A 26,109-nucleotide genomic window follows, 5' to 3' on the forward strand; every position below is an offset into this window, starting at 1 on the left:
TCGTGCTGACTGCCATACATTAATGCACAGAAGTAGGAAAGTTAATCGATCATAGATCGGTTATTTCTTTTTTACAGTAAAATGACACACCAGGGTGTGTGGACTTAAAAAGAATCTCCCAATTATTGGGGAAGGAGGAGCAGTAGTAAATGCCTACTATTAATCAGCTAGTACGTAAACCACGTAAATCAAGCACAGAAAAATCAAAATCTCCTGCTTTAGGACGTGGTTATAACTCAATGAAGAAGAAACCAACTCATAACAACTCTCCACAAAAACGTGGGGTTTGTACCCGTGTTGGGACAATGACACCTAAGAAACCTAACTCCGCTTTACGTAAGTATGCGCGTGTTCGTCTTTCTAACCTTATCGAAGTAACTGCCTACATCCCAGGTATCGGCCACAACCTACAAGAACACAGTGTTGTGCTAATCCGTGGGGGCCGGGTAAAAGACTTACCAGGGGTTCGTTACCACATCGTTCGTGGCGCACTCGACACTGCTGGTGTTGATGGTCGTCGCCAAAGCCGTTCTAAATACGGTACGAAGAAACCTAAGGAATAAGAAAAGGCGAAAGGAGGAGTTTAAATGGCACGTAAAGGACATATCGCAAAACGTGATGTATTACCAGATCCAATTTACAATTCAAAAGTAGTAACTCGCTTGATCAACCGTTTGATGATCGATGGTAAACGGGGTAAAGCAGCTTCTATCTTATACAAATCATTCGACAGCATTAAAGAACAAACAGGTCGCGAAGCAATGGAAGTCTTCGAAGAAGCACTTGAAAACATCAAACCATTGCTTGAAGTTAAGGCTCGCCGTATTGGTGGGGCTAACTACCAAGTTCCAGTTGAAGTGCGCCCAGAACGTGGACAAACTTTAGCTTTACGTTGGTTAGTTGGTGCAGCTCGCGACCGTGGTGAAGGTACCATGGAAGTTCGTTTAGCACGTGAAATCATGGACGCTGCTAACAACACAGGGGCTGCTGTCCGTAAACGCGAAACTGCCCACAACATGGCAGAAGCCAACAAGGCCTTCGCACACTTCCGCTGGTAAGAGAGGAGCGAGTGGAGCATTTCTCCACTTGGCTGCTTTATTTATTGGCTATATCATCAGCATTCGCTCAATGCTCCGTAATTTTTATACGGAAATGCAAAAAGTGGTAGATTTTCAAGTCTGACGCTATCACTTTAGTATGATTAACGTTATAATATAAGTAGCAGAGCCAGCCTCTGTTGACTAAATTGAAAAGGAGTTAGAATAAATGGCTAAAAGAGAATTCCCTCTTGAGAAAACAAGAAATATCGGAATCATGGCCCATATCGATGCTGGTAAGACCACAACGACTGAACGTATCTTGTACTATACTGGTAAGATCCATAAAATCGGTGAAACTCACGAAGGGGCTTCACAAATGGACTGGATGGAACAAGAACAAGAACGTGGGATTACCATCACCTCAGCGGCTACAACCGCTCAATGGCAAGGTTACCGTGTAAACATCATCGATACGCCAGGGCACGTGGACTTCACAGTTGAAGTTGAACGTTCTTTACGCGTGTTGGACGGTGCGGTAACTGTACTTGACGCGCAATCAGGGGTAGAACCTCAAACTGAAACTGTATGGCGTCAAGCAGATACTTACCATGTTCCACGTATCGTTTTCGCTAACAAGATGGATAAGCTAGGTGCAGATTTCCTATATGCTGTAAGCACAATTAGAGACCGCCTAGGTGCAAATGCACACCCTATCCAATTACCAATCGGTGCTGAAGATAACTTCACTGGCATCATTGACTTGGTAACCATGAAGGCTGAAATCTACAAAGATGACCTTGGTACTGAAATTGAAGAAACTGAAATTCCAGAAGAATATCAAGAACAAGCCGAAGAATGGCGTACAGACCTCGTTGAAGCTATCGCTGATACAGATGAAGAATTAATGATGGCTTACCTCGAAGGCGAAGAAATCTCTGAAGACCAATTGAAGGCTGCTATCCGTAAAGCAACCTTAGCTTTAGACTTCTTCCCAGTAATGTGCGGGTCTGCCTTCAAGAACAAGGGTGTTCAAATGATGTTGGATGCGGTAATTGACTACTTACCAGCACCAACTGATGTACCACCAATCGAAGCAGAAATGGCTAATGACCCAGAACATACCTTCGAAGTTCGTGCAAATGATGACGCACCATTCTCAGCCTTAGCTTTCAAGGTCATGACTGACCCTTACGTTGGTCGTCTAACTTTCTTCCGTGTGTACTCAGGTACGCTTGAAGCTGGTTCTTACGTTCTAAACGCGACATCAGACACACGTGAACGTGTTGGTCGTATCCTCTTCATGCACGCTAACTCGCGTTCTGAAGTTGATGAAGTCTTCTCTGGTGATATCGCAGCAGCTGTTGGTTTGAAGAATACGACTACGGGGGATACTTTGTGTGATACTAAGACACCAATTATCCTTGAACGTATGGAATTCCCAGAACCTGTTATCGAAGTTGCGATTGAACCAAATACTAAGGCTGACCAAGACAAGATGCAATTAGCGCTTGCTAAGTTAGCTGAAGAAGACCCTACCTTCCGTGCGACAACTGACCAAGAAACTGGTCAAACGATCATCGCCGGGATGGGTGAGTTGCACTTGGACATCATCGTTGACCGTTTGAAACGTGAATTCAACGTTGAAGCTTCTGTAGGTGCACCACAAGTTTCTTACCGTGAAACCTTCACTAAGGCAACCCAAGCCCAAGGTAAATTCGTTCGTCAGTCTGGTGGTAAAGGTCAATACGGTGACGTATGGATTGAATTCACACCGAACGAAGAAGGCGCAGGCTTCGAATTCGAAGACGCTATCGTCGGTGGGGTTGTTCCTCGTGAATACATCCCTTCAGTTGAAGCTGGCTTGAAAGACGCTATGGAAAATGGTGTTCTCGCAGGTTTCCCATTAGTAGACGTGAAGGCTAAACTTTACGATGGTTCTTACCACGATGTCGACTCCAGTGAGTCTGCCTTCAAGGTTGCTGCTTCTCTTGCATTACGTAATGCAGCTAAAGAAGCTGGGGCTGTTATCCTTGAACCAATGATGAAGGTTGACGTGGTTGTTCCAGACGAATACCTAGGGGATGTTATGGGACACGTTTCTGCGCGTCGTGGCCGGATTGAAGGTCAAGAACCACGCGGGAACGCAATCCAAATCCACTCCATGGTACCACTTTCAGAAATGTTCGGTTATGCAACAACCTTACGTTCTGCAACTCAAGGTCGCGGTACCTTCACCATGGCTTTCGACCACTACGAGCCCGTACCTAAATCTGTAGGGGACGACATCGTTGCTAAATTCGGCAAGGGTGGCGAATAAGCTTAAGACTTTAAGACTTTAAGGCTTAAGTCTTGACAAAGAAAGAGTTGACGGGGCAAAATGAGCAAGTTTTCTTGACTTTAGCCCCTGTCCCTCTTATAATATAATCATTCAATCTATAGTAGATTATTATGGATAATATTGCTTAAAATCTGAGGAGGAAATTTAAAAAATGGCAAAAGAACATTTTGATCGTTCAAAACCACACGTTAATATCGGTACAATTGGTCACGTTGACCACGGTAAAACAACTTTATCAGCAGCTATCGCTACTGTATTAGCTAAAAAAGGCTTTGGTGAAGCTAAAGACTATGCTGCTATCGATAACGCTCCAGAAGAGCAAGAACGTGGTATTACAATCAATACTTCACACATCGAATACGAAACAGCTAACCGTCACTATGCTCACGTTGACTGCCCAGGACACGCGGACTACGTTAAGAACATGATCACTGGTGCTGCTCAAATGGACGGTGCTATCTTAGTAGTTGCTGCAACTGACGGCCCAATGGCTCAAACTCGTGAACACATCCTCTTAGCTCGTCAAGTAGGGGTTCCTTACATCGTTGTATTCTTAAACAAATGCGACATGGTTGACGACGAAGAATTACTTGAATTAGTAGAACTTGAAGTTCGTGACCTCTTATCAGAATACGACTTCCCAGGTGACGATACACCTATCGTTGCAGGTTCTGCTCTTAAAGCCCTTGAAGGCGACGCAGAATACGAAGATAAGATCATGGAATTAATGGATGCAGTTGATGAATACATCCCAACTCCAGAACGTGATACTGATAAACCATTCATGATGCCAGTTGAAGACGTGTTCTCAATCACTGGTCGTGGTACAGTTGCTACTGGCCGTGTTGAACGTGGTAAAGTTGAAGTTGGTAACGAAGTTGAAATCGTTGGTATCAACCCAGATATCACTAAGACAACTGTTACTGGTCTTGAAATGTTCCGTAAGACTCTTGACTATGCAGAAGCTGGTGACAACGTAGGTGCCCTTTTACGTGGGGTTACTCGTGAAAACATCGAACGTGGTCAAGTATTAGCTCAACCGGGAACTATCACACCACATACTAAATTCGAAGCAGAAGTTTACGTGTTGACTAAAGAAGAAGGTGGCCGTCATACGCCATTCTTATCTAACTACCGTCCACAATTCTACTTCCGTACAACAGACATCACTGGTGTGATTACTCTTCCAGAAGATACACCAATGGTTATGCCTGGTGACAACGTTACAATGTCAGTTGAATTGATCAACCCTGTTGCGATCGAAGAAGGGACAAACTTCTCAATCCGTGAAGGTGGCCACACTGTTGGTGCCGGCGTTGTATCAAAAATTAACGGCTAATTAAAGCCTTATTGACTGACACTCAAGCTAAATATGTTCAGACGAAAAAGGGGGCCTAGGCCCTCTTTTTATTTGCTTTTTTCTGGCGAGATTCTTATTTAAAGGATAGAGCCTTTAAATATTTGTCCTAAATCTGAAATCATGCTATATTTTATGGAGAGAAAAGGGGGCCTATTCATGACAAAGGATGTAGAAGCTGCAATCGATGATTATCAGGCGGAGCGGTCAGGGGCTAATACCCTGGCCTTGTTACAAGCTGTTCAAGCAGGCCACTTTCAAGTTCTGCTTGCTCAGGACCAAGAAGGATCTGTATCCGGAGAACAGGAGCGTTTGATTACGGTCAAAAGTCCAGATGGCTTGACCTACTTGGCAGTCTTCACCCCAAGAGGAGAGGCAAGTGTCTTGGCTGACTTAGGCCCCATGAAGACCAAGCAGCTTTCCTATAAAGACTTAGCGGCGATGTTTCTGCGAAAGGAAGATAATCCTCATTTAGCAGGCTTTATGATTAATAATAATACCGACCATATTAAATTTACCCGGGAATTAATTCAGAAAATTGCTCGAACTTAATGTGGCCTTTCAGCCGCTTTTCAGCTTTAGTGGATTGGTGTAAAATTAAGCTAGAAAAAAAGTAGCGCCAGGAGACAAGTTGGCTGGCTAGAAATTAAATAAGGTGAGGGATTGATATGAAACTAATCTTAATACGACACGGACAGAGTGAGGCAAATCTCGCGAATCTTTTTACAGGCTGGTTTGATTCTCCCTTAACAGACAAAGGCAAGGCGGATGCTTACCAAGCGGGTTGTCTTCTTAAAGCAGAAGGTATCAAACTAGATGCAGCCTACAGTTCCTTGCTTAGCCGAGCCATCCAAACCACTTACTTCGTCCTGTCGGCCATGGACCAACTCTATCTTCCTTACCAGAAGGATTGGCGCTTGAATGGCCGCCATTATGGGGCGCTGGAAGGTCACAATAAGCAGGCTATGAAAGACAAGTATGGACCTGACCAAGTTCATGCCTGGCGGCGGACTTTTGATGTGCGACCACCCCTTGACCCAACAGGCATTCGGGATCCCCGCTATCGGGGCTTAGACCAGGGGGCCCTGCGAGCGGGCGAGTCGCTTAAGGATACCTTAGACCGTGTCGCACCTTATTGGCAGGATACGCTCGCGCCTGCCCTTAAAGCAGGGCAAAATATTCTAGTCGTTGGCCACGGTAACGGTCTAAGAGCTTTAGTGAAATACATTGAAAATATTTCGGATGATGCCATTGAAAGCGTCGAGATCCCTAATGCTCAGCCTATTGTTTATGAGTTTGGATCGGATTTGATGATTCAATCACGGCAGATTCTAAAGCCTGATCAGTCATAATTAGGATAGAAAGCAGCCTTGTGAGGGGCTGCTTTTTAATGGCTTAGATACTTTAGACGGACAGGGAGTTAGGTAGTCATCACAGCTGATCGTCAATTCCTTTAATTTGAATCTTCGATCAGCTTTGAGCTAGAGCCAGTATTATCCAAGCTTAAATTACTATGATAAAGTAAGTGTAATCCAAAAAGAAAGAGCGTGATTACATGTCTGAATTTACTATTCATACGATTGAGACAGCTCCAAAAAAGTCGAAAAAAGTTTTAGAAAGTGTTTATAAGGAAAACCAAGGTTACATTCCAAATCTCATCGGTTTACTTGCCAATGCTCCCGCAAGTTTAGAAGCCTACCGCAAAGTAGGGGCTATTAATCGAAAAACTAGCCTATCTCCTTTAGAACGTGAAGTTGTCCAAATTACCGCTGCCCGTAGGAATGGGTGTGACTTCTGTGTCGCTGGGCACTCTGCCTTTTCGGTTAAGCAATTAAATATTGATCCCGAACTCTTGAAAGCTTTAAAAGACCAAAGTCCAATTGTTAGTGACAGGAAATTGGATGCTCTAGCCAACTTTACCCGTGCATTGATCCAAGAACGAGGCAAGGCGAGTGACCAAGACCTAGCTGGCTTTTTCGCGGCTGGCTATGACCAGCAAGCGGCTTTAGAAGTGGTTCTAGGAGTCAGTCTGGCGACTCTGTGTAATTATGCTAATAACTTGGCCCATACTCCGATTAATCCTGAACTTCAGGAATATGCTTAGGAGGGCTTACAATGTCATTTTTCTCAGAAGAATTTATTAGATATTTAGACCAACATGCTGATATTATCGATCAAGAGTCCGGCCGCTATGGGGATGCCCTATTGGAACGAATAGGTGCGGAGGGAGTCTTCCGCGTCGGGGTTCCTGAATCTTTAGGTGGGAGTGGGGGAGGCCCCCAAGATGTAGTTGAGCTTCTCTCAGAATTAGCTCAACACTCTTTAACTGCCGCTTTTATTTCCTGGGGGCATCGGACCTTTATTGATAATATTCTCCATAGTGCAAATCCTTACTACCGTGACCATTACCTGGACCGTCTGCTGACAGGAGACTATGCTGGGGCAACAGCCCTGTCTAATGCTGTTAAGTTCTTGTCAGATTTAGAAGAGCTCAATGTGACGATTCGTAAGGAAGAGGGAGGCTATAAGCTGTATGGCCGCTTACCCTGGGTCACCAATGCTCGGGCCCGCCACTTTATTACCATTTTTGTGGCTGGCTTTGAAGGGGAGAACCGGCCGCCGCTGGTCCTTGCCGTCCCCTCTCATGCCGCTCACTTCCACCGGTCGCGCGACTTAGAATTCGTTTCCCTCCAAGGCTCTAATACAGCTGCCCTTAGCTTCGACGGGGTTGACTTGGATGACAACTGGTTAATTGCCGAAGATGCCGAGGCCTTCCTTAAAGAAAACCGTCCAAACTTCCTAGGCTTTCAATTTGGTCTGGCTTTCGGTTTGGCCGAGAAGTCACTTTCTGAAGTCGCCAGGCACTTAGACCGACGCCAAGTCCTAGAGGCGGAATATGAGGCTAACCAGATTGAACTCCAACGTATTACAGCTGAGCTCTATCAAGGTTTAGAGAGCTCCCACTACTTTGTGGACCACCCGCGTGAACTCTTCCAATTGCGGATTGATATTGTTGATGTTGTCGCACAGAGTCTCTTACTTGAACTTCAAGCAGGTGGAGGAAGCGCGTATTTCAAGGCAGCCGAGTCAGGTTTCATTCGCCGCTGGAATGAAGGAGCTTTTCTCCCTATTGTATCACCAAGTGCCGTTCAACTGCGCCATATTCTCCAAACCACCTAATGAATGATGACTAGCTCTTTACCAGGGCGGGAGTATTAGCTTCCGCCTTTTTTACTGGCTTTTTCCTAGGTTAAAAGTTTATCTTATGTTACACTGAAGAAAATGTGTGTATTGAGAGGAGGGGATCCTATCAAACGAAAGCTCTATATTGTCCTAGGTTTTCTTTCTTTCCTAATTGGAGCCATCGGGGTTGTTCTGCCAGTTTTACCGACAACGCCTCTACTCTTACTTTCCGCCTGGTTCTTTGCTCGTAGTTCTGAGCGCTTTCGCCATTGGTTGGAAAATACCCGGCTTTATCAGATTTATGTCGGAGAATATGAGCGGACAGGTGGTATTCGTTGGCGGAAGAAGTGGCAGATTTTGATCTTTACCTACCTGGTGATGGGAATTTCCATTTACTTTGTTCCCTTGTGGCCAGTGCGCCTCTTCATTATTATTTGCGGCCTGTGTTTTGGCTATTTTCTCTTCTTCCGCATTAAGACTATTCATGAATAGGAGGGCTGCCAGTGACAGAGGCTAATAGTAGAATACGGTTGATGGGAACTTGGATAGACCTCCATGTTTGCCATGCAGAGGCTAAGCTCCTAGTTGCCCATGCGATTCAAAAGCTCTATGACTATAATGAGCGCTTCAGTGCCAATGATCCTTCCTCACAATTGATGCAGGTCAACCAAAGAGCTGGGCATGCTCCTATGGCAGTGGACCCAGACCTCTTCGAGCTTATTAAATTAGGCAAAACCCAGAGCATCGCTTCTGAGGGACGCTTAAATATTGCCATTGGGCCCTTAGTTAAATTATGGGGGATTGGCTTTGAAGGCGCTCATAGACCAGACGACTCATCCATTGCGGCTTGCCTGGAAAAAATAGATCCCCGACAGATTAAGTTGGAGGAAGCCAGCCAGGAGGTTTATTTAGCCCAGGAGGGAATGGAAATTGACCTGGGTGCCTTGGCCAAGGGTTATTTCGCTGACCGGATCATGGATGACTTTATTCGTGCGGGTGCCCAATCGGCTATGATCAATCTAGGAGGTAATGTGAAAGTATACGGATCGCCTCCCAAACGTCCCCACCAAACAAATTGGCGGATTGGAATCCAAGACCCTCGCAAGCCGAGAGGGCAGAATTGCGCGGTTCTCCAGGTCCACAATCAATCTGTGGTTACCTCAGGGGGGTATGAGCGACATTTGGAGGTAGACGGTCACTTCTACCAGCATATTTTTGACAGTCGGACGGGGTATCCAGTTGAGAATGAAGTGGCTAGCGTGAGTGTCTTAACCGATCAGTCGGTAATGGCCGAGGTTTGGACCACCCGTCTTTATCCAATGGGCCTGGCCGAGATCCAAGCGGAATTGGCCCAGGCTAGAGACTACCAGGCTCTAGTTATCGACAAGCAGGGGCGTCTCCTAGCCAGTCGCGGCCTCTTAGATCGTTTGCAGGTATTGAAATAAGAAATTAATAGAAAGGAAGGCAGTTATGAAAAAAATTGCAGCTATCGTTGGAACGAATTCCAAGCATTCGACCAACCGTGACCTCTTAAAGTATATGAAGGACCATTTCAAAGACCGGGCCCAATTCGATATCATTGAGATCGATGGTTTGCCCCTCTTTGCTAAGAATGAGGAAGGCAAGGTGCCAGAACTCGCTCTTGAGATGGGTAAACGTATCGACCAAGCCGATGGGGTAGTCATCAGTACACCGGAATATAACCATTCCATTACTTCAGCATTGACCAATGCTTTACACTGGTTGTCCTATCACCAGTACCCACTCGCTGATAAGCCAGTGATGATCACGGGGGCTTCCTATGGGCGCTTAGGCTCTTCTCGGGCTCAGATGCACCTACGTCAGATTCTAGATTCACCGGATATTCGGTCGCGGGTTATGCCTAACGAGGAATTTCTTCTAGGCTTTTCTCTGCAAGCCTTCGATGAAAATGGGGCTTTGAAGGATCCTAAAGAAATTAAGCAACTAGAAGACATGTTCGACTCTTTCCTTAATTACATTGATTACACCAATGAATTTGTCGCAAATAATGCAGATGTTAAGGCAGAAGTGAAGAACTTCTCCTGGCAAGATGAAGCAGAGAAAGGAGACGCCTAATGAGAATCGTAGGAATTGTTGGATCAGCTGGTGATAAGTCATACAATCGCCAATTGCTTCATTATATTCAATCAGAGTTTACTGATCTTTTTGACTTAGAGATTGTGGAGATTAAACACCTTCCCCTTTTCAACCAAGACCACCCAGAATTAATGGTTGAAGGGCCTCTCCATACCATTAATCGGAAGATCCTACAAGCGGATGGGGTGATTATTGCTGTACCCGAGCACAACCATACCATCCCAGGACCTTTAAAGAGTTTATTAGAATGGCTGTCTTTCACCGTTCATCCCCTAAAGAATAAACCAGTTAAGATCGTGGGGGCCTCTTATCTGGACCAAGGCACTTCCCGGTCCCAGCTCCACCTCCGTCAAATTTTAGAAGCACCAGGGATCGATGCTTTGGTTATGCCGGGACAGGAATTCTTGTTGGGCAATTGTCAGACCGCCTTTGATGCTGAAGGACGCTTGAAAGACCAAGAGACTGTTTACTTCCTTCGCGAATCCTTGAAGAAATTTATCAAATATGTGGAAGCCCTTAAGCCACTTGAATACACCCATAAATTCCCAGATGAAGATTTAACCGCTCAGAAGGGCACAGAGACGACCATTGAAGGTGTTGATATGACCGACCCTGAGTGGGTAGAAAAAGCTGCTGAAAAAGTTGGCGCGGTATCAGGTGATACCTATGTTAAGTTAGACCGCGGCCTACTTACTGTGGACCAATTGAATTGGTTCCTTAAGACCATCCCCTTAGAATTGACTTATGCGGATGAGAATAACCAATACCTCTATTACAACCGGGTTAAACCAGGTGAAGATATGTTTGCCTCCCGCTACGAACCCGATGTGGGCAAACCATTAGGTAGTGTTCACCCCCCTCGGACTTATAAGAATGTGTCGTGGGTGATTTCCCAATTACGCTCAGGCAATCTCGACGGCGTCCACGTCCATGTCCCTATCCACAAAGACCATTACGTCGTTCATAATTATGTAGCTATGCATGATGAAGAGGGTAAGTACAGAGGGATTAATGAGCATGTTCTCGACTTACAACCTGTGATTGACTGGTATCTAGAACAAACGGGTCAACAGTTGGTTGGGTCAACTGATGCCGATTCCGGCGCCTCCATGGGTGGGGCCTGGGGAACAGATGACTCCGACAGTTCAGACGCTGATAGCGGGGCTAGCGATAGTGAATCCACCGATCTTTCTTCAGGTGCGAGTGAAGCAGAAGCAACAGGCGAAACAGATATCGACTCTGGAGCTTCAGAAGTATAAGCATATCATCGGACTAAGCCTCCCTAGGAAACTAGGGAGTTTTTTATTTCGATCACTCAAAAGAAATTGCGACTCGCTAGGCAGCGTTGCCTTCAAAATCTTGCTTTTTAAGTCTTAGAAAGAAATATAAAAAAATCGCGAAAAAGCTTGAAATATCCATTAAGTATCTGTATAATATTACGAGTGCCCACCAGAAAGGGCGCAAACCCATATAAATCAATGGGTTGAGGAGCTTTGATGCGTAAGGTTGCGACACGCCCGGACGCTTTGCCATAGAGGGCGGGCCGGTCATTTACGCGGAGCAAGTCAATTTATAAAAACTGACGAGGAGGAAACAAACATGGCAAAACAAAAAATTCGTATCCGCTTAAAAGCATACGAACACCGTGCACTTGATCAATCAGCACAAAAAATCGTAGAAACAGCAAAACGTACAGGGGCAGAGGTTGCTGGACCAGTTCCACTTCCAACTGAACGTTCATTATTCACAGTAATCCGTGCGACTCACAAGTACAAAGATTCCCGTGAACAATTCGAACTACGTACCCACAAACGTTTAGTGGATATCGTAAACCCAACACCTAAGACGGTTGATGCGTTAATGAAATTAGATTTACCGTCAGGCGTTAACATTGAAATTAAACTTTAATTCCATTATCCTAGAGAAGTTGTATAACTTCGCATTAATATAGTTATCAAAATTAAAAAAATTACGGAGGTGTAATCATGACTAAAGGAATCTTAGGTAAAAAAGTAGGGATGACGCAATACTTCACTGAGTCAGGTGAATTAGTTCCTGTAACTGTTGTCGAAGTAACTCCTAACGTTGTGTTGCAAGTAAAATCTAATGAAACAGATGGTTACGAAGCAGTGCAATTAGGTTTCGACGATAAACGTGAAGTATTAGCTAACAAACCTGAAAAAGGTCATGTAGCAAAAGCAGAAACTACTCCTAAGCGCTTCATTCGCGAATTTCGTAATGTTGAGCTTGGAGAGTACGAAGTAGGTAAAGAAGTAACGGTGGATATCTTCCAAGCAGGCGACATTGTCGATGTAACTGGAACCTCTAAGGGTAAAGGTTTCCAAGGCGCGATCAAACGTCATGGTCAACAACGTGGCCCAATGTCACACGGTTCACATTACCACCGCGCAGCTGGTTCAATGGGTATGGCTTCTGATGCTTCTAAAGTATTCAAAGGTAAAGCTCTTCCAGGCCGCATGGGTGGCAACACCGTAACAATCCAAAACCTAGAAATCGTTAAAGTCTTAGCTGACCAAAACGCTATCTTAATTAAAGGTAACGTACCAGGTGCTAAGAAATCATTAGTAGAAATCAAAACTGCTAACAGCGCACAAGCCTAATAATTGAGGAAGGGAGGAATTTCAGAATGGCTAATGTAACAGTATTTAAACAAGATGGTTCACAAGCAGGCGAAATCACATTAAACGACAACGTGTTCGCAATTGAACCTAACGAAAACGCAATCTATGATGTTGTAATTATGCAACAAGCTTCTTTACGCCAAGGGACCCACGATGTAAAATCACGTGGCGAAGTAAGCGGCGGTGGCCGTAAACCATGGCGTCAAAAAGGGACTGGCCGTGCACGTCAAGGCTCAATCCGTTCTCCTCAATGGGTAGGCGGTGGCCGCGCATTCGGACCAACTCCACGCTCTTACCAATATAAATTACCTCGCAAGGTACGTCGTTTAGCACTTAAATCTGTGTTATCACAAAAAGTTGCTGAAGGTAATTTAATCGTTGTGGACGCTTTAAACTTAGAACAAGCGAAAACTAAAGAATTCAAAGCCGTATTAAACAACTTAAATGTTGACAGCAAAGTGCTTGCCGTAATCGATGCCGACAACCAAGAAGCAGCTCGTGCTGCCCGTAACTTGGCTAAGGTAACCGTTGTAGACGAAAAGAACGTGAACGTTTATGACCTCGTAAATAACGAAAAAGTTATCATTACGCAATCTGCACTTTCTGATCTAGAGGAGGTACTTGCATAATGACAGCACATGACATTATCAAACGTCCAGTCATCACTGAAGCATCAATGGATGCCATGGACGAAAATAAATATACCTTCGAAGTTGATGTAAACGCCAATAAAGCAGCAGTTAAACATGCCATCGAAGAAATCTTTGACGTAACTGTTGTTAAAGTAAACATCATGAACGTGAAAGGTAAATTAAAACGTATGGGTCGTTACGCTGGTTACACGCGTAAAACCCGTAAAGCAATCGTAACTTTAGCTGAAGGCGACGCAATCGAAATCTTCGGCGCAGAAGACGCAGAATAAGAATAGGAGGAAACGAACGTGGCGATTAAAAAATATAAAGCTACTTCTAATGGTCGTCGTAACATGTCAGGTTATGACTTCTCAGAAATCACCAAATCGACTCCTGAGAAAACACTCTTAGAAAAACAAAGCAAGCGCGCAGGTCGTAACAACCGTGGTAGCATCACAGTTCGTCACCACGGAGGCGGCCACAAGCAAGCTTACCGTATTATCGACTTCAAACGTAATAAAGATGATATCGAAGGTGTAGTTAAAGCAATCGAATACGATCCAAACCGTTCAGCAAACATTGCTTTAATCCACTACACTGATGGTGTGAAAGCCTACATCATTGCACCTAAGGGCCTTAAAGTAGGTACCCGCATCATGTCTGGTGAAAATGCCGACATTAAAGTAGGTAACGCACTTCCATTACGCTCTATCCCAGTGGGTACTGTTATCCACAATATCGAAACTAAGCCAGGTAAAGGTGGCCAATTAGTTCGTGCAGCTGGGACTAGCGCTCAAGTATTGGGTAAAGAAGACAAATACGTATTAGTTAAATTAAGCTCAGGCGAAGTTCGTATGATCTTAGGCACTTGCCGGGCAACAGTTGGTTCAGTTGGTAATGAACAACATGAACTAGTAACTGTTGGTAAAGCAGGCCGCTCACGCTGGTTAGGCAAACGCCCAACTGTTCGTGGTTCTGTAATGAACCCTAACGATCACCCTCACGGTGGTGGTGAAGGTCGTGCACCAATCGGACGTAAGGTTCAAATGACACCTTGGGGCAAACCTGCTCGTGGGATCAAGACTCGTGATAAGAACGCACGCAGCAATAAACTTATTGTTCGTCGTCGCAACAAATAGCACTTCCATTAAATAGGAGATACGAAAGGAGCCAAATATATGAGCCGTAGTATTAAGAAAGGGCCTTTCTGTGACGACCATTTAATGAAAAAAGTGGAAGCACAGCAAGATGCCGAAAAAAAATCAGTAATCAAAACCTGGTCACGTCGTTCAACAATTTTCCCTAACTTCATCGGGTTAACCATCGCTGTTTATGATGGGCGCAAACACGTACCAGTTTACATTCAAGAAGACATGGTTGGCCACAAATTAGGTGAATTTGTACCAACACGTACTTATCGCGGACATGCGAAAGACGATAAAGCAACACGTCGTTAAGATGAGGGGAGGAAATAAATAATGGCAGAACAAACAACTGCAAAAGCAACTGCAAGAACAGTTCGCATCTCTGCTCGCAAAGCACGCTTAGTTATTGATTTAATCCGTAACAAGACTGTCGGCGAAGCAATTGCTATTCTAAAGAACACTCCTCGTGCAGCATCGCCTGTAATCGAGAAAGTGTTGAACTCTGCAATCGCAAATGCAGAACACAACTATGACTTAGATGTTAGCAAATTATTTATCAGTGAAGCATATGTGAACGAAGGGCCAACAATGAAACGTTTCCGCCCTCGTGCAAAAGGTGGCGCATCAAGAATCAACAAGCGTACTAGTCACATCACTGTTGTGGTAAAAGAAGCAGGGGAGGAATAATTAGTGGGTCAAAAAATTAATCCTACCGGTTTGCGTATCGGAGTTATCAAAGACTGGGACGCACGCTGGTATGCAGAAAAAGATTACGCAGATACTTTGCATGAAGACTTAAGCATCCGTGAATACATCGACAAAGCCCTTAGCGAAGCTTCAGTTTCCAACGTAGAAATCGAACGTGCAGCTAACAAGGTTAACGTAAACATCCACACTGCTAAACCAGGTATGGTTATCGGTAAAGGTGGTTCAGAAGTTGATGCTTTACGTAAGAGCTTAAATAACTTAACAGGTAAACGTGTACACATCAATGTGGTTGAAATCAAGAACCCAGACTTAGATGCACGCTTAGTTGCTAAGAATATTTGCGAACAACTTGAAAACCGTGTGGCCTTCCGCCGTGCGCAAAAACAAGCTGTTCAACGTACAATGAAAGCTGGCGCCCAAGGGATCAAAGTTATGGTTTCCGGCCGTTTAAACGGTGCAGATATGGCGCGTTCAGAAACAACTGACGAAGGAACTGTTCCATTACATACTTTACGTGCAGATATTGACTATGCATGGGAAGAAGCAGATACAACTTACGGTAAGATCGGTGTCAAAGTATGGATTTGTCGTGGTGAAGTCCTTCCTACAGTAAATAATCAAGAGGAGGAATAGCATGTTAGTACCAAAACGTGTAAAACATAGACGTGAATTCCGCGGTAAAATGCGCGGCGAAGCTAAAGGCGGAAAAGAAATTGCTTACGGCGAATACGGTCTACAAGCCTTAGATTCAAAATGGATTACTAACCGTCAAATTGAATCTGCGCGTATCGCCATGACACGTTTCATGAAACGTGGCGGGAAAGTTTGGATCAAAATCTTCCCTCATAAATCATATACCGCAAAAGCTATTGGTGTTCGGATGGGTTCTGGTAAAGGTGCTCCTGAAGGATGGGTTGCTCCCGTTAAACGTGGGAAAATCATGTTCGAAGTAGGTGGCGTTCCTGAAGAAGTAGCAAAAGAAGCGCTTCGTTTAGCAATGCATAAATTACCAGTTCGTTGCAAAATCGTAAAACGTGAAATTGGTGGTGAACTGAATGACTAAATTTGAAGAAATTAAAAATTTATCCGCTGCTGAACTTGAAGCAAAGGAAAAAGAATACAGACAAGAGTTGTTCAATCTCAGATTCCAATTGGCAACAGGTCAGTTAGAAAATACAGCACGCATCAAACAAGTGCGCAAAGAAATTGCTCGTATTAAAACCGCTCTACGCCAGGAAGAATTAGCTAAGTAATCATCAGTGAAGGAGGGAACCCAGTAGTATGGCAGAACGTAAAAATCGTAAAGTATACCAAGGACGTGTCGTTTCTGACAAAATGGAAAAGACCATTGTTGTCCAAGTAGATACTTTTAAATTCCATCCAACTTATGGAAAACGTATTAAATACTCTAAAAAATATAAAGCACATGATGAAAACAATTCAGCAAAAATGGGTGATATTGTACGAATTATGGAAACACGTCCATTATCCAAAGATAAGCACTTCCGTCTTGTTGAAATCGTTGAAGAATCAGTTATCATTTAACAATTAACTGGAAGGAGGATACTTTAGGATGATTCAAACAGAAACTCGTATGAAAGTGGCTGATAACTCAGGCGCTCGTGAAGTTTTAACTATTAGTGTACTCGGCGGATCAGGCCGTAAAACCGCTAATATTGGTGACGTCGTAGTTTGTTCAGTGAAGAACGCTACACCAGGTGGCGTTGTTAAGAAGGGTGACGTTGTCAAAGCTGTTATCGTTCGTAGCAAGAGCGGGGCTCGCCGTGCAGATGGTTCATACATCAAGTTTGACGAAAATGCATGCGTGATTATCCGCGACGACAAGACACCTCGTGGTACACGTATCTTTGGCCCAGTTGCTCGGGAATTGCGCGAAAACAATTTCATGAAGATTGTTTCCCTAGCTCCGGAAGTATTATAATAAATAGATCAAAAAGGAGGTGCCCATCGATGCGTATTAAAACAGGTGATACTGTAATTGTGATTGCAGGTAAAGATAAAGGAACGCAAGCAACTGTTAAGCAAACTTTACCAAAACAAGATAAAGTCATTGTCGAAGGCGTAAACATTGTTAAGAAACACCAAAAACCTTCACAAGTTAACCCACAAGGCGGTATTGTGGAAGAAGAAGCGCCAATCCATGTTTCTAACGTTCAATTAGTAGATCCAAAAACGGGCGAAAAAACACGCGTAGGTATCGAAGAAAAAGATGGCAAACGTGTACGTGTAGCTCGTAAATCTGGCGAAGTAATTGACTAATACGGGAAGGAGGACAATAGAACATGACTAATCGTTTAAAAGAAAAATACTCAAACGAGATCGTACCAGCATTAATTGAAAAATTTAATTATAGCTCTCCAATGCAAACACCTAAGATTGACAAAATTGTGATCAACATGGGTGTTGGTGACGCTGTAACCAACTCTAAGAACTTAGACAAAGCAGTTGAAGAGTTAACTTTAATTTCAGGTCAAAAACCAGTTATTACTCATGCTAAGAAATCAATCGCTGGCTTCCGCTTACGTGAAGGAATGCCTATCGGTGCAAAAGTAACCCTACGTGGTGAACGCATGTATGACTTCTTAGACAAGCTAATCACTGTTTCATTGCCACGTGTACGTGACTTCCGCGGGATCAGCAAACGCTCATTCGATGGCCGTGGGAATTACACTTTAGGTATTCGTGAACAATTAATCTTCCCTGAAATCGACTTTGACAATGTTGACAAAGTACGCGGGATGGATATCGTTATCGTTACAACTGCGAACACTGATGAAGAATCAAAAGAGTTATTAACTCAAATTGGAATGCCGTTCCAAAAATAATAGGAGGAGGGAATCGATTTGGCTAAAAAATCAATGATTGCGAAAAATAAACGCAAAGCAAAATATTCAACACAAGAATACACACGCTGCGAACGCTGCGGCCGTCCACACTCTGTTTACCGTAAATTCAAGTTATGCCGTATCTGCCTCCGTGAACTTGCCTATAAAGGACAAATTCCTGGTGTCAGAAAAGCTAGTTGGTAATCGAGAGTAATAAGTAAAGGAGGGTGAACAGGTAATGGTCATGACAGATCCAATCGCTGATTTCTTAACACGCGTGCGTAACGCTAATATGGTACGCCACGAGTCTTTTGAAGTTCCAGCATCAGCAATGAAAGTTGCAATCACAAAGATTCTTAAAGAAGAAGGTTACATCAAAGATTTCGAAGTCATTGAAGATGACAAGCAAGGTATCATCCGTGTCTTCATGAAATATGGTAAGAATAACGAACGTGTTATCACAAACTTAAAACGTATTTCTAAACCAGGTTTACGTGTATATGCGAAAACTGATGAAGTCCCTAAAGTCTTGAACGGTTTAGGAATTGCCATCATCTCAACTTCTGAAGGTGTTATCACTGATAAAGAAGCTCGCGCTAAAAACGTTGGTGGCGAAGTCTTAGCTTACGTATGGTAGGCCCTAAAAAATAAAATTGAAAGAGGTGCAGTCTAGATGAGTCGTGTTGGTAATAAACCAGTAACAATTCCTAGTAACGTAACCATCGATGTACAAGACCACACTTTAACCGTTAAAGGCCCTAAAGGTGAACTAACTCGTACATTCGATCCACAAATTACAATCAATGTAGAAGAAAACGAAATCACTTTCGAACGTCCTAACAACCAAAAGAATGTTCGCGCTTTACACGGGACTACTCGTGCTTTAGTTAATAACATGGTTCAAGGGGTTAGCGAAGGTTTCAAGAAAACCTTACTCTTACAAGGGGTAGGTTACCGTGCACAAGCCCAAGGAAACAAATTAACGCTAAGCGTTGGTCTTTCCCACCCAGCAGAATTTGACATTCCTGAAGGTATCGAAGTTGATTTACCATCAAATACTGAAATCAATATTTCAGGTGCAGATAAAGACTTAGTGGGTCAATTCGCCGCTAACGTTCGTGAAATTCGTCGTCCAGAACCTTACAAAGGCAAAGGGGTACGTTACTCTGACGAACACATTATCCGCAAAGAAGGTAAAACTGGTAAATAATCTTAGGATTATTCTTACCTATCAAATTAAAGTAGAAATTAAGAGGTGAACCATTTTGATTAGCAAACCAGATAAAAATGTCTTACGTAAAAAACGTCACGCACGTGTACGTCGTCACATTTCTGGAACAGCAGAGTGCCCACGCTTGAGCGTTTTCCGCTCAAATAAACACATCTACGCTCAATTAATTGATGACGTAGCGGGTGTTACGCTTGCAAGTGCCTCTGATGGTGAAGAAACTGGGACAAAAGTTGAAAAAGCTGCAGCTGTTGGTAAGAAGATTGCCCAAGCCGCAGCAGAAAAAGATGTCAAAACCGTTGTCTTTGACCGTGGCGGTTACCAATATCACGGCCGTGTTCAAGCCTTGGCTGACGCTGCACGTGAAAACGGACTAGAATTTTAGGAAAAGGAGGAAGCCATAACATGACAAACAAATTTGTACAAGTTAACGACCGTGAAATCGAAGATCGCGTTGTTGCTATCAATCGTGTCACTAAAGTAGTTAAAGGTGGCCGTCGCATGAACTTCTCAGCACTTGTTGTTGTTGGCGACAAAGATGGACACGTTGGATTCGGTACAGGTAAGGCTGCTGAAGTTCCTGAAGCAATCCGTAAAGCGGTTGAAGCTGCTAAGAAGAACATGATCGAAGTTCCTCGTGCAGGTACCACTATCCCTCATGAAGTATTAGGTATCTTCAACGGAGGCCAAGTCCTCTTGAAACCAGCTAAGAACGGTTCTGGGGTAGCAGCTGGTGGCCCTGTTCGTGCCGTTGTTGAATTAGCAGGTATTGCAGATATCACTTCTAAGTCACTCGGATCAAACACTCCAATTAACATTGTGCGTGCAACCATCCAAGGGCTAAAAGAATTGAAATCACCTGAAGAAATCGCTGAATTACGTGGTAAATCAGTTGAAGAAATCTTAGGTTAAGGAGGCTTACAACATGGCAAAAGTTCAAATAACTTTAAAACGCAGTGTTATCGGTCGTCCAGATGACCAAATCAAAACCTGCCAAGCGCTGGGCCTAACCCGGACTGGTCGTACAGTTGAAAAAGAAACTAATGCAGCAATCGACGGAATGATCAAGAAGATTGCCCATTTAGTTGAAGTTAAAGAAGTAAAATAATACAATAAGAAATAAGGAGGTGCCTTGAAGATTATGAAATTACACGAGTTAAAAGCAAGTGAAGGATCACGTCATGTTCGTAACCGTTTAGGACGTGGATCTGGATCAGGTAACGGTAAGACTTCAGGTCGCGGCCAAAAAGGTCAAAAAGCTCGTTCAGGCGGTAAAGTACGTTTAGGTTTTGAAGGTGGGCAAACCCCATTGTACCGTCGTATCCCTAAACGTGGTTTTACAAACATTAACCGCAAAGAATACGCCATCGTTAATATCGACGATTTAAACGTTTTTGAAGATGGGGCTGAAGTAACGCCAGAAGCTTTAGTTGAAGCTGGTCTTGTTAAGAATACCAAGAAAGCTATTAAAGTTTTAGGTGCTGGTGAATTAGAACGCAAACTAACCGTTAAAGCAGCTAAATTCTCAGCTACAGCTAAAGAAGCAATTGAAGCAGCTGGGGGCACAATCGAGGTGATCTAATGTTCACTACTCTGAAAGCTGTATTTCAGGATAAAGACGTTAGAAGTCGCATCCTCTTTACTTTGGGAATGTTAATTGTGTTCCGTCTCGGGACACATATAACAGTTCCAGGTGTGAATGCACAAGCGATAAATACGCTCGTTAATTCAGGGCTCTTTGGTCTGTTGAATACCTTTGGCGGCGGGGCCTTGCATAACTACTCAATCTTTTCCTTAGGGGTCTCCCCTTATATCACGGCTCAGATTGTGGTACAGCTTTTGCAGATGGACATTGTGCCAGCCTTTACAGAATGGTCGAAACAAGGTGAAGTGGGACGGCGTAAGCTGAATAAGTGGACACGCTATCTCTCTGTTCTTGTTTCTTTCTTCCAAGCCATTGCGATTTCGGTTGGTTTTAACTCCCTCTCGCAATTCGGCCTGATCAAGGATCCAGGAATGCTAACTTACTGCATTATTGCCTTGGTCATGACAGCTGGGTCCATGCTCGTTGTATGGATCGGGGAGCAAATCACCCAATTCGGTATCGGGAATGGGGTTTCTCTGATTATCTTCTCGGGGATTGTTGCTCGGATTCCCGGTGAAGTCCTCACCGCTGTTAAGAAAGGCTTAATTGATGTGACTGACCAAGCTCAGCTCACTCAAAATGCCATCTTTGGGGGTATTTTTGCCCTTGTTGCATTACTTCTAATTATCTTAGTTGTTTACGTCAACCAAGCTGAACGACGTATTCCGGTACGCTATTCCAAAAGGGCGAGCACAGTAGTGGAACAATCCCATATGCCGCTGAAGATTAACTCAGCAGGGGTTATTCCAGTTATCTTTGCCAGCTCTATTATCATGGTGCCACAAACGGTTCTCAGCCTCTTGTCGGCCCAGTTTTCAGATGCCGCTTGGTTCAAAACAGCAGAGACAGTCTTTAATCTCGAACAACCAATCGGGATGACCATATATGCGGTAACGATTGTACTCTTTACATTCTTCTATGCGCATATCCAAATTAATCCTGAACGCGTTGCCGAGAACTTCCAAAAATCAGGCGCTTATATTCCTAGTGTGCGTCCTGGTTTACCAACAGAACGTTATATTTCCAAGATGCTCAATCGTTTAAGCAGTGTGGGCTCATTATTCTTAATGATGATTGCCATCCTACCTCTAATGGGGTCCTATTTCTTTGATCTTCCACGAACGATTGGTCTTGGAGGGACAAGTTTACTCATCGTTGTCGGTGTCGCACTCGATACAGCTAAACAAATTGAAGGTCGCTTAATCAAGCGTCGCTATGTAGGCTTTATTCGCTAGTCAAGAATTGAAGTTCGGAGGATGGAAATGAATATTATTTTGATGGGGCTGCCAGGTGCTGGTAAGGGTACCCAAGCAGAAAAAATTGTGGCAACTTATGACATTCCTCATATTTCAACAGGAGATATGTTCCGTCAAGCCATCAAAGACCAAACCCCACTCGGTAAAGAAGCTAAATCATACATGGACAAGGGTGGCCTTGTGCCAGATGAAGTAACGAATGGGATTGTTAAAGAACGTTTACAACAAGCAGACACAGAAGCTAAGGGTTTCATGCTAGATGGCTTCCCACGGACTCTCAACCAAGCTAAGGCCTTGGAAGAAATCTTGGAAGACATTAACAAGACCATCGATGCTGTCATTTATATCGATGTTGACCCTGAAGTCCTAGAAAAACGCCTAAGTGGTCGGATCATCTGTGGCAATTGTGGGGCAACCTTCAATGTCAACTTTAACCCGCCAAAAGAAGAAGGCGTCTGTGATCGCTGCGGAGCAGAAGAATTCTATACCCGCGACGATGATAAGGCTGAAGTGGTTAAGAATCGGATTGAAGTCAACCAAGAGCAACAAGCCCCAATCCTCGACTTCTACGAAAGTCAAGGCAAGGTTTACCGGGTGCCTGGTGACATCGGAATCGATAATGTCTTTAACGAAATCAAAAAGATCATTGAATAAAGTCTTGCATTAGATGTTCTTTAATGGTATAATGTTCTGGTTAATCCTATTGAGAACTTTTGAGATGAGTTTTTCTTCATGTTGTCGTGTCGCACATATGTGTAACGAGGAGGAAATATAGTGTCTAAAGAAGATATGATCGAAGTAGAAGGTACAGTCACCGAGACTTTACCTAATGCAATGTTCAAAGTCGAACTTGAAAACGGCGTAGAGATTCTTGCCCATGTGTCTGGGAAGATTCGTGTGAATTATATTCGAATTCTACCGGGTGACCGTGTAAAAGTCGAAATGTCTCCATATGATCTGACCAAGGGACGGATTACATATCGTTTCAAGTAATTTCTAAATGATATAAGGAGGTCAATCGTGAAAGTTAGAGCGTCTGTTAAACCAATTTGCGACAAATGCAAAGTGATTCGTCGTAATGGCAAAGTCATGGTAATTTGCCAAAACCCTAAACATAAACAACGCCAAGGTTAATAAAGGAGGTGCCAATCGAATGGCTCGTATTGCAGGTGTAGATATTCCACGTAACAAACGTATTGTCATTGCCTTAACTTACATTTATGGGATCGGGAACACAACAGCTAAAAAGATCTTAGCTGATGCTGGCGTTTCTGAAGATATCCGTGTGAATGATTTAAGCAATGATGAATTAGATAAGATTCGTGCAGAAGTTGATAAGATCAAGGTTGAAGGTGACTTACGTCGCGATGTCAACATGGACATCAAACGTTTACAAGAAATCGGTTCCTACCGTGGTATGCGTCACCGTCGTAACCTACCAGTTCGCGGTCAAAATACTAAGAACAATGCTCGTACCCGTAAAGGTCGCGGTGTAGCAATCCCAGGTAAGAAGAAATAATTAATTTAAAGTAAAGGAGGCAAGTTAATCAAATGGCAAAAGCAAAACGTCAAACACGTAAACGTCGCGTGAAAAAGAATGTTGAAGTTGGTGTTGCTCATATCCACTCAACTTTCAATAATACTATTGTTATGATTACTGATGAACATGGTAATGCAATTTCATGGTCATCCGCAGGTGCACTTGGTTTTAAGGGTTCCCGTAAATCAACACCTTATGCTGCCCAAATGGCTTCAGAAGCTGCTTCTAAGACAGCTATGGACCAAGGCATGAAGACAGTTGAAGTATCTGTTAAAGGCCCAGGACCTGGTCGTGAATCTGCAATTCGTGCTTTACAAGCTGCTGGTTTGGAAGTTACCTCAATTCGTGACGTAACCCCAATCCCACACAACGGTTGCCGTCCTCCAAAACGTCGTCGTGTATAGTACTGTTTTTCAAACAGCTTGCCGAAAACTTTTTGGAAGCAGTAGTGGTGCAAAATTCACGTTTTGAAAGGGGAATACTTGTAGATTATGATCGAAATTGAAAAACCAACTATTGAAACGATTGAGATCAGCGATGATAACAAATTTGGTAAATTTGCGATTGAACCATTAGAACGTGGTTACGGAACAACTTTAGGCAATTCCCTGCGTCGTATTTTACTCTCATCATTGCCTGGTACAGCGGTAACATCAGTTCAGATTGATGATGTTTTACATGAATATTCTACAATCCCAGGTGTCCGCGAAGATGTCACTCAAATTGTATTGAACATCAAGAAGCTTTCCTTGAAACTTTATGATGTTGAAGAAAAACAAGTCGAAATTGATGTAGTTGGCCCAGCAGAGGTCACTGCAGCGGATATTACGGCCGATGCTGATTTTGATATCATGAATCCAGACTTGCACATTTGCAGCTTAGAAGATGGAGCTCGTTTCCATATGCTGATGAATGTTCAAAATGGTCGTGGTTTTGTTCGTTCTGAACATAACAAATCAGAAAATATGCCAATTGGCGTAATTCCAGTAGATTCAATCTACACACCAATCGAAAAAGTTAACTACCAAGTTGAAAATATCCGTATTGGTGAAATCAACCAGTTCGATAAGTTGACTTATGATATCTGGACTGACGGGACGATAGCCCCTCATGAAGCGTTGAGTTTAGCTGCTAAGATTCTAACGGAACACTTGGCGATCTTCGTTGATATGACCAATGAAGCAAAATCTGCTGAAATTATGGTCGAAAAAGAAGAAACTCAGAAAGAAAAAATGCTCGAAATGTCAATCGAAGAATTGGATCTTTCTGTTCGCTCATACAACTGTTTGAAACGTGCAGGTATCAATACTGTGGATGAATTAACTGACCGAACTGAACAAGAAATGATGAAAGTTCGTAACTTAGGCCGTAAGTCACTCGATGAAGTCAAGAATAAGTTGGCTGCTCTCGATTTAAGCTTACGCCAAGAAGATTAATTATAAAGTGAAGGAGGAATTCTCTGATGAGTTACCGTAAATTAGGTCGCACCAGCTCACAACGTAAAGCTTTATTACGTGATTTGACGACTGATTTAATTATCAATGAACGTATCGAAACAACCGAATCTCGTGCTAAAGAAATCCGTAAATCTACTGAAAAAATGATTACTTTAGGCAAGAAAGGTGACCTTAGCGCACGTCGTCAAGCTGCTAAATTTGTTCGTAACGAAATCGCTGATGTTCGTGCGGAAGATGATGACATCGTTATTGAAACAGCCTTACAAAAATTATTCAACGAGTTAGGCCCTCGCTATGCAGATCGTCAAGGTGGCTATACCCGTATCCTTAAGACTGAACCTCGTCGTGGTGACGGTTCTAAGATGGCGATTATTGAATTAGTGTAAGCCAGATGTATGTAGAGCGTTATGATGATGGGACAACCCAAGTCTAGCTCTTTCACTTCCGGAGCAGGTGCTCCGGAAGTGAAAATATATCCTAATTCCAAAACACGAGCATCCATGTTATTACATGAATGCTTTTTTTGTTATCAGGGTGTGAGCAAGAGCGTTTAGCTTTGGATGCTTGGAGTAAGTCGGAATAAGGGCAAGCATCGCTTGCAGGTTTCCGACTTGCGAAAGCACTCAAAAGCTGCTCTTGCGAACCCGACTATATAAGGGTGTGAGAGGATGCGGGAGAAAGGGACCTCTGGAGTAAAAGGACAGAGAAGGCTGCAAGCCTTCGACGTCCTTTTGCGAAGAGGAGCCGTTTCTGCATCCTCGAACCCAACTATAGGGTGTGAAGGAGCCACTTCTGCGTGACCGAACCCGACTAGGAAGGGTGAGAGCAGTTGCGGTCAGACTTGAATGACTGGAGCCCAATCGGAAAAGAGCGGCTTTAGCCGATCGTTCCGATTAGGTGAAGCCACTTCAAGTCTGCAACTGCGAACCCGACTAGATAGGGTGTGAGCGAGAGCGTTTAGCTTTGGATGCTTG

The 26,109-nt window shown here is 43.6% G+C and carries 41 protein-coding genes; all 41 read left to right on the forward strand.

Features of this window, described 5'->3' with window-relative positions; all coding sequences use genetic code 11:
- Positions 1–149: 149 nt before the first annotated feature.
- The 41 genes from rpsL to rplQ all read left to right on the forward strand — a co-directional run bounded on the left by rpsL (position 150) and on the right by rplQ (position 25,521).
- Positions 150–563 carry a 30S ribosomal protein S12 gene (gene rpsL, locus HMPREF2626_RS05460; RefSeq protein ID WP_067973086.1) on the forward strand — a complete coding sequence of 138 codons (414 nt, stop codon included), beginning with the start codon at positions 150–152 and terminating at the stop codon, positions 561–563.
- A gap of 24 nt (positions 564–587) precedes the next feature.
- The gene (gene rpsG / locus HMPREF2626_RS05465; protein WP_070430141.1) at positions 588–1,058 is read left to right on the forward strand and encodes a 30S ribosomal protein S7; all 471 of its coding nucleotides are present in this window, start codon (positions 588–590) and stop codon (positions 1,056–1,058) included.
- A 208-nt stretch (positions 1,059–1,266) separates the two neighbouring features.
- Positions 1,267–3,357, forward strand: a complete 2,091-nt coding sequence (gene fusA, locus HMPREF2626_RS05470; protein WP_070618524.1) for an elongation factor G — start codon at positions 1,267–1,269, stop codon at positions 3,355–3,357.
- 172 nt (positions 3,358–3,529) lie between these two features.
- The gene (tuf, locus tag HMPREF2626_RS05475) at positions 3,530–4,717 is read left to right on the forward strand and encodes an elongation factor Tu (RefSeq protein ID WP_070618528.1); all 1,188 of its coding nucleotides are present in this window, start codon (positions 3,530–3,532) and stop codon (positions 4,715–4,717) included.
- Positions 4,718–4,894: 177 nt separating this feature from the next.
- On the forward strand, positions 4,895–5,287 hold the full coding sequence (locus HMPREF2626_RS05480; RefSeq protein WP_070618531.1) for an SseB family protein: 393 nt from the start codon (positions 4,895–4,897) through the stop codon (positions 5,285–5,287).
- A 116-nt stretch (positions 5,288–5,403) separates the two neighbouring features.
- Positions 5,404–6,087 carry a 2,3-bisphosphoglycerate-dependent phosphoglycerate mutase gene (locus tag HMPREF2626_RS05485; RefSeq protein ID WP_070618534.1) on the forward strand — a complete coding sequence of 228 codons (684 nt, stop codon included), beginning with the start codon at positions 5,404–5,406 and terminating at the stop codon, positions 6,085–6,087.
- Between the two features lie 203 nt (positions 6,088–6,290).
- Positions 6,291–6,839 carry a carboxymuconolactone decarboxylase family protein gene (locus HMPREF2626_RS05490; RefSeq protein WP_070618537.1) on the forward strand — a complete coding sequence of 183 codons (549 nt, stop codon included), beginning with the start codon at positions 6,291–6,293 and terminating at the stop codon, positions 6,837–6,839.
- 11 nt (positions 6,840–6,850) lie between these two features.
- Positions 6,851–7,915, forward strand: a complete 1,065-nt coding sequence (locus HMPREF2626_RS05495; protein WP_070618540.1) for an acyl-CoA dehydrogenase family protein — start codon at positions 6,851–6,853, stop codon at positions 7,913–7,915.
- A 111-nt stretch (positions 7,916–8,026) separates the two neighbouring features.
- A complete protein-coding gene (locus HMPREF2626_RS05500) occupies positions 8,027–8,410 on the forward strand; it encodes a YbaN family protein (protein WP_246818931.1) in 384 nt (127 codons plus the stop codon).
- An 11-nt stretch (positions 8,411–8,421) separates the two neighbouring features.
- Positions 8,422–9,363: an FAD:protein FMN transferase gene (locus HMPREF2626_RS05505; RefSeq protein WP_371440393.1), complete on the forward strand. Its 942-nt coding sequence runs from the start codon at positions 8,422–8,424 to the stop codon at positions 9,361–9,363.
- A 25-nt stretch (positions 9,364–9,388) separates the two neighbouring features.
- A complete protein-coding gene (locus HMPREF2626_RS05510) occupies positions 9,389–10,015 on the forward strand; it encodes an NADPH-dependent FMN reductase (RefSeq protein ID WP_070618546.1) in 627 nt (208 codons plus the stop codon).
- Complete coding sequence (locus HMPREF2626_RS05515) at positions 10,015–11,295, forward strand: NAD(P)H-dependent oxidoreductase (protein WP_070618550.1); 1,281 nt, start codon at positions 10,015–10,017, stop codon at positions 11,293–11,295. Before HMPREF2626_RS05510 ends, HMPREF2626_RS05515 begins: the two co-directional genes overlap by 1 nt.
- A 340-nt stretch (positions 11,296–11,635) precedes the next feature.
- Positions 11,636–11,944 carry a 30S ribosomal protein S10 gene (gene rpsJ / locus HMPREF2626_RS05520; RefSeq protein WP_067973054.1) on the forward strand — a complete coding sequence of 103 codons (309 nt, stop codon included), beginning with the start codon at positions 11,636–11,638 and terminating at the stop codon, positions 11,942–11,944.
- A gap of 77 nt (positions 11,945–12,021) precedes the next feature.
- Positions 12,022–12,657, forward strand: coding sequence for a 50S ribosomal protein L3 (gene rplC / locus HMPREF2626_RS05525; RefSeq protein ID WP_070618553.1), 636 nt, complete (start codon positions 12,022–12,024; stop codon positions 12,655–12,657).
- 26 nt (positions 12,658–12,683) lie between these two features.
- Positions 12,684–13,307 (forward strand): 50S ribosomal protein L4, encoded by a 624-nt coding sequence (gene rplD / locus HMPREF2626_RS05530; RefSeq protein WP_070618556.1) that lies wholly within the window; start codon positions 12,684–12,686, stop codon positions 13,305–13,307.
- On the forward strand, positions 13,307–13,600 hold the full coding sequence (gene rplW / locus HMPREF2626_RS05535) for a 50S ribosomal protein L23 (RefSeq protein WP_067973045.1): 294 nt from the start codon (positions 13,307–13,309) through the stop codon (positions 13,598–13,600). The genes rplD and rplW overlap by 1 nt, the downstream gene beginning before the upstream one ends.
- Before the next feature lie 18 nt (positions 13,601–13,618).
- On the forward strand, positions 13,619–14,449 hold the full coding sequence (gene rplB, locus HMPREF2626_RS05540) for a 50S ribosomal protein L2 (RefSeq protein ID WP_067973042.1): 831 nt from the start codon (positions 13,619–13,621) through the stop codon (positions 14,447–14,449).
- Between the two features lie 39 nt (positions 14,450–14,488).
- Positions 14,489–14,767 (forward strand): 30S ribosomal protein S19, encoded by a 279-nt coding sequence (gene rpsS / locus HMPREF2626_RS05545; protein WP_070618559.1) that lies wholly within the window; start codon positions 14,489–14,491, stop codon positions 14,765–14,767.
- A gap of 21 nt (positions 14,768–14,788) precedes the next feature.
- Positions 14,789–15,142, forward strand: a complete 354-nt coding sequence (rplV, locus tag HMPREF2626_RS05550; protein WP_067973036.1) for a 50S ribosomal protein L22 — start codon at positions 14,789–14,791, stop codon at positions 15,140–15,142.
- A 3-nt stretch (positions 15,143–15,145) separates the two neighbouring features.
- A complete protein-coding gene (gene rpsC / locus HMPREF2626_RS05555) occupies positions 15,146–15,796 on the forward strand; it encodes a 30S ribosomal protein S3 (protein WP_067973033.1) in 651 nt (216 codons plus the stop codon).
- A gap of 1 nt (position 15,797) precedes the next feature.
- Entirely contained in the window at positions 15,798–16,226 is a 429-nt protein-coding gene (rplP, locus tag HMPREF2626_RS05560) for a 50S ribosomal protein L16 (protein ID WP_067973029.1), read from the forward strand.
- On the forward strand, positions 16,219–16,416 hold the full coding sequence (gene rpmC / locus HMPREF2626_RS05565) for a 50S ribosomal protein L29 (protein WP_067973027.1): 198 nt from the start codon (positions 16,219–16,221) through the stop codon (positions 16,414–16,416). Before rplP ends, rpmC begins: the two co-directional genes overlap by 8 nt.
- Before the next feature lie 28 nt (positions 16,417–16,444).
- Entirely contained in the window at positions 16,445–16,708 is a 264-nt protein-coding gene (rpsQ, locus tag HMPREF2626_RS05570; protein WP_067973024.1) for a 30S ribosomal protein S17, read from the forward strand.
- A 28-nt stretch (positions 16,709–16,736) separates the two neighbouring features.
- Positions 16,737–17,105: a 50S ribosomal protein L14 gene (rplN, locus tag HMPREF2626_RS05575; RefSeq protein ID WP_067973021.1), complete on the forward strand. Its 369-nt coding sequence runs from the start codon at positions 16,737–16,739 to the stop codon at positions 17,103–17,105.
- Between the two features lie 29 nt (positions 17,106–17,134).
- Positions 17,135–17,443 (forward strand): 50S ribosomal protein L24, encoded by a 309-nt coding sequence (rplX, locus tag HMPREF2626_RS05580; RefSeq protein ID WP_067973017.1) that lies wholly within the window; start codon positions 17,135–17,137, stop codon positions 17,441–17,443.
- Between the two features lie 23 nt (positions 17,444–17,466).
- A complete protein-coding gene (gene rplE, locus HMPREF2626_RS05585; RefSeq protein ID WP_067973015.1) occupies positions 17,467–18,009 on the forward strand; it encodes a 50S ribosomal protein L5 in 543 nt (180 codons plus the stop codon).
- A gap of 18 nt (positions 18,010–18,027) precedes the next feature.
- Complete coding sequence (locus HMPREF2626_RS09935; RefSeq protein ID WP_083272384.1) at positions 18,028–18,213, forward strand: type Z 30S ribosomal protein S14; 186 nt, start codon at positions 18,028–18,030, stop codon at positions 18,211–18,213.
- A gap of 34 nt (positions 18,214–18,247) precedes the next feature.
- Positions 18,248–18,646, forward strand: coding sequence for a 30S ribosomal protein S8 (rpsH, locus tag HMPREF2626_RS05590; RefSeq protein WP_067973014.1), 399 nt, complete (start codon positions 18,248–18,250; stop codon positions 18,644–18,646).
- Between the two features lie 36 nt (positions 18,647–18,682).
- A complete protein-coding gene (rplF, locus tag HMPREF2626_RS05595; RefSeq protein ID WP_070618561.1) occupies positions 18,683–19,219 on the forward strand; it encodes a 50S ribosomal protein L6 in 537 nt (178 codons plus the stop codon).
- Between the two features lie 55 nt (positions 19,220–19,274).
- A complete protein-coding gene (gene rplR / locus HMPREF2626_RS05600; RefSeq protein ID WP_070618564.1) occupies positions 19,275–19,622 on the forward strand; it encodes a 50S ribosomal protein L18 in 348 nt (115 codons plus the stop codon).
- A 20-nt stretch (positions 19,623–19,642) separates the two neighbouring features.
- Positions 19,643–20,149, forward strand: a complete 507-nt coding sequence (gene rpsE / locus HMPREF2626_RS05605) for a 30S ribosomal protein S5 (protein ID WP_070430158.1) — start codon at positions 19,643–19,645, stop codon at positions 20,147–20,149.
- 13 nt (positions 20,150–20,162) lie between these two features.
- Complete coding sequence (rpmD, locus tag HMPREF2626_RS05610; RefSeq protein WP_070430159.1) at positions 20,163–20,345, forward strand: 50S ribosomal protein L30; 183 nt, start codon at positions 20,163–20,165, stop codon at positions 20,343–20,345.
- Between the two features lie 33 nt (positions 20,346–20,378).
- Positions 20,379–20,819 (forward strand): 50S ribosomal protein L15, encoded by a 441-nt coding sequence (gene rplO / locus HMPREF2626_RS05615; protein WP_067972999.1) that lies wholly within the window; start codon positions 20,379–20,381, stop codon positions 20,817–20,819.
- Positions 20,819–22,117 (forward strand): preprotein translocase subunit SecY, encoded by a 1,299-nt coding sequence (gene secY, locus HMPREF2626_RS05620; RefSeq protein WP_067972997.1) that lies wholly within the window; start codon positions 20,819–20,821, stop codon positions 22,115–22,117. The genes rplO and secY overlap by 1 nt, the downstream gene beginning before the upstream one ends.
- Positions 22,118–22,144: 27 nt before the next feature.
- Positions 22,145–22,792, forward strand: a complete 648-nt coding sequence (locus HMPREF2626_RS05625) for an adenylate kinase (protein ID WP_067972994.1) — start codon at positions 22,145–22,147, stop codon at positions 22,790–22,792.
- 120 nt (positions 22,793–22,912) lie between these two features.
- A complete protein-coding gene (infA, locus tag HMPREF2626_RS05630; RefSeq protein WP_067972992.1) occupies positions 22,913–23,131 on the forward strand; it encodes a translation initiation factor IF-1 in 219 nt (72 codons plus the stop codon).
- A gap of 27 nt (positions 23,132–23,158) precedes the next feature.
- Positions 23,159–23,272, forward strand: a complete 114-nt coding sequence (gene rpmJ / locus HMPREF2626_RS09940) for a 50S ribosomal protein L36 (RefSeq protein WP_083272385.1) — start codon at positions 23,159–23,161, stop codon at positions 23,270–23,272.
- Between the two features lie 19 nt (positions 23,273–23,291).
- Positions 23,292–23,657 (forward strand): 30S ribosomal protein S13, encoded by a 366-nt coding sequence (gene rpsM / locus HMPREF2626_RS05635; RefSeq protein ID WP_067972988.1) that lies wholly within the window; start codon positions 23,292–23,294, stop codon positions 23,655–23,657.
- Between the two features lie 32 nt (positions 23,658–23,689).
- Positions 23,690–24,082 (forward strand): 30S ribosomal protein S11, encoded by a 393-nt coding sequence (rpsK, locus tag HMPREF2626_RS05640; RefSeq protein WP_067972985.1) that lies wholly within the window; start codon positions 23,690–23,692, stop codon positions 24,080–24,082.
- Between the two features lie 87 nt (positions 24,083–24,169).
- Positions 24,170–25,114: a DNA-directed RNA polymerase subunit alpha gene (locus HMPREF2626_RS05645; RefSeq protein WP_067972982.1), complete on the forward strand. Its 945-nt coding sequence runs from the start codon at positions 24,170–24,172 to the stop codon at positions 25,112–25,114.
- A gap of 26 nt (positions 25,115–25,140) precedes the next feature.
- Positions 25,141–25,521: a 50S ribosomal protein L17 gene (rplQ, locus tag HMPREF2626_RS05650; RefSeq protein ID WP_067972980.1), complete on the forward strand. Its 381-nt coding sequence runs from the start codon at positions 25,141–25,143 to the stop codon at positions 25,519–25,521.
- Positions 25,522–26,109: the final 588 nt, after the last annotated feature.

The organism is Aerococcus sp. HMSC062A02, assembly GCF_001809535.1.
Lineage (GTDB): Bacteria > Bacillota > Bacilli > Lactobacillales > Aerococcaceae > Aerococcus.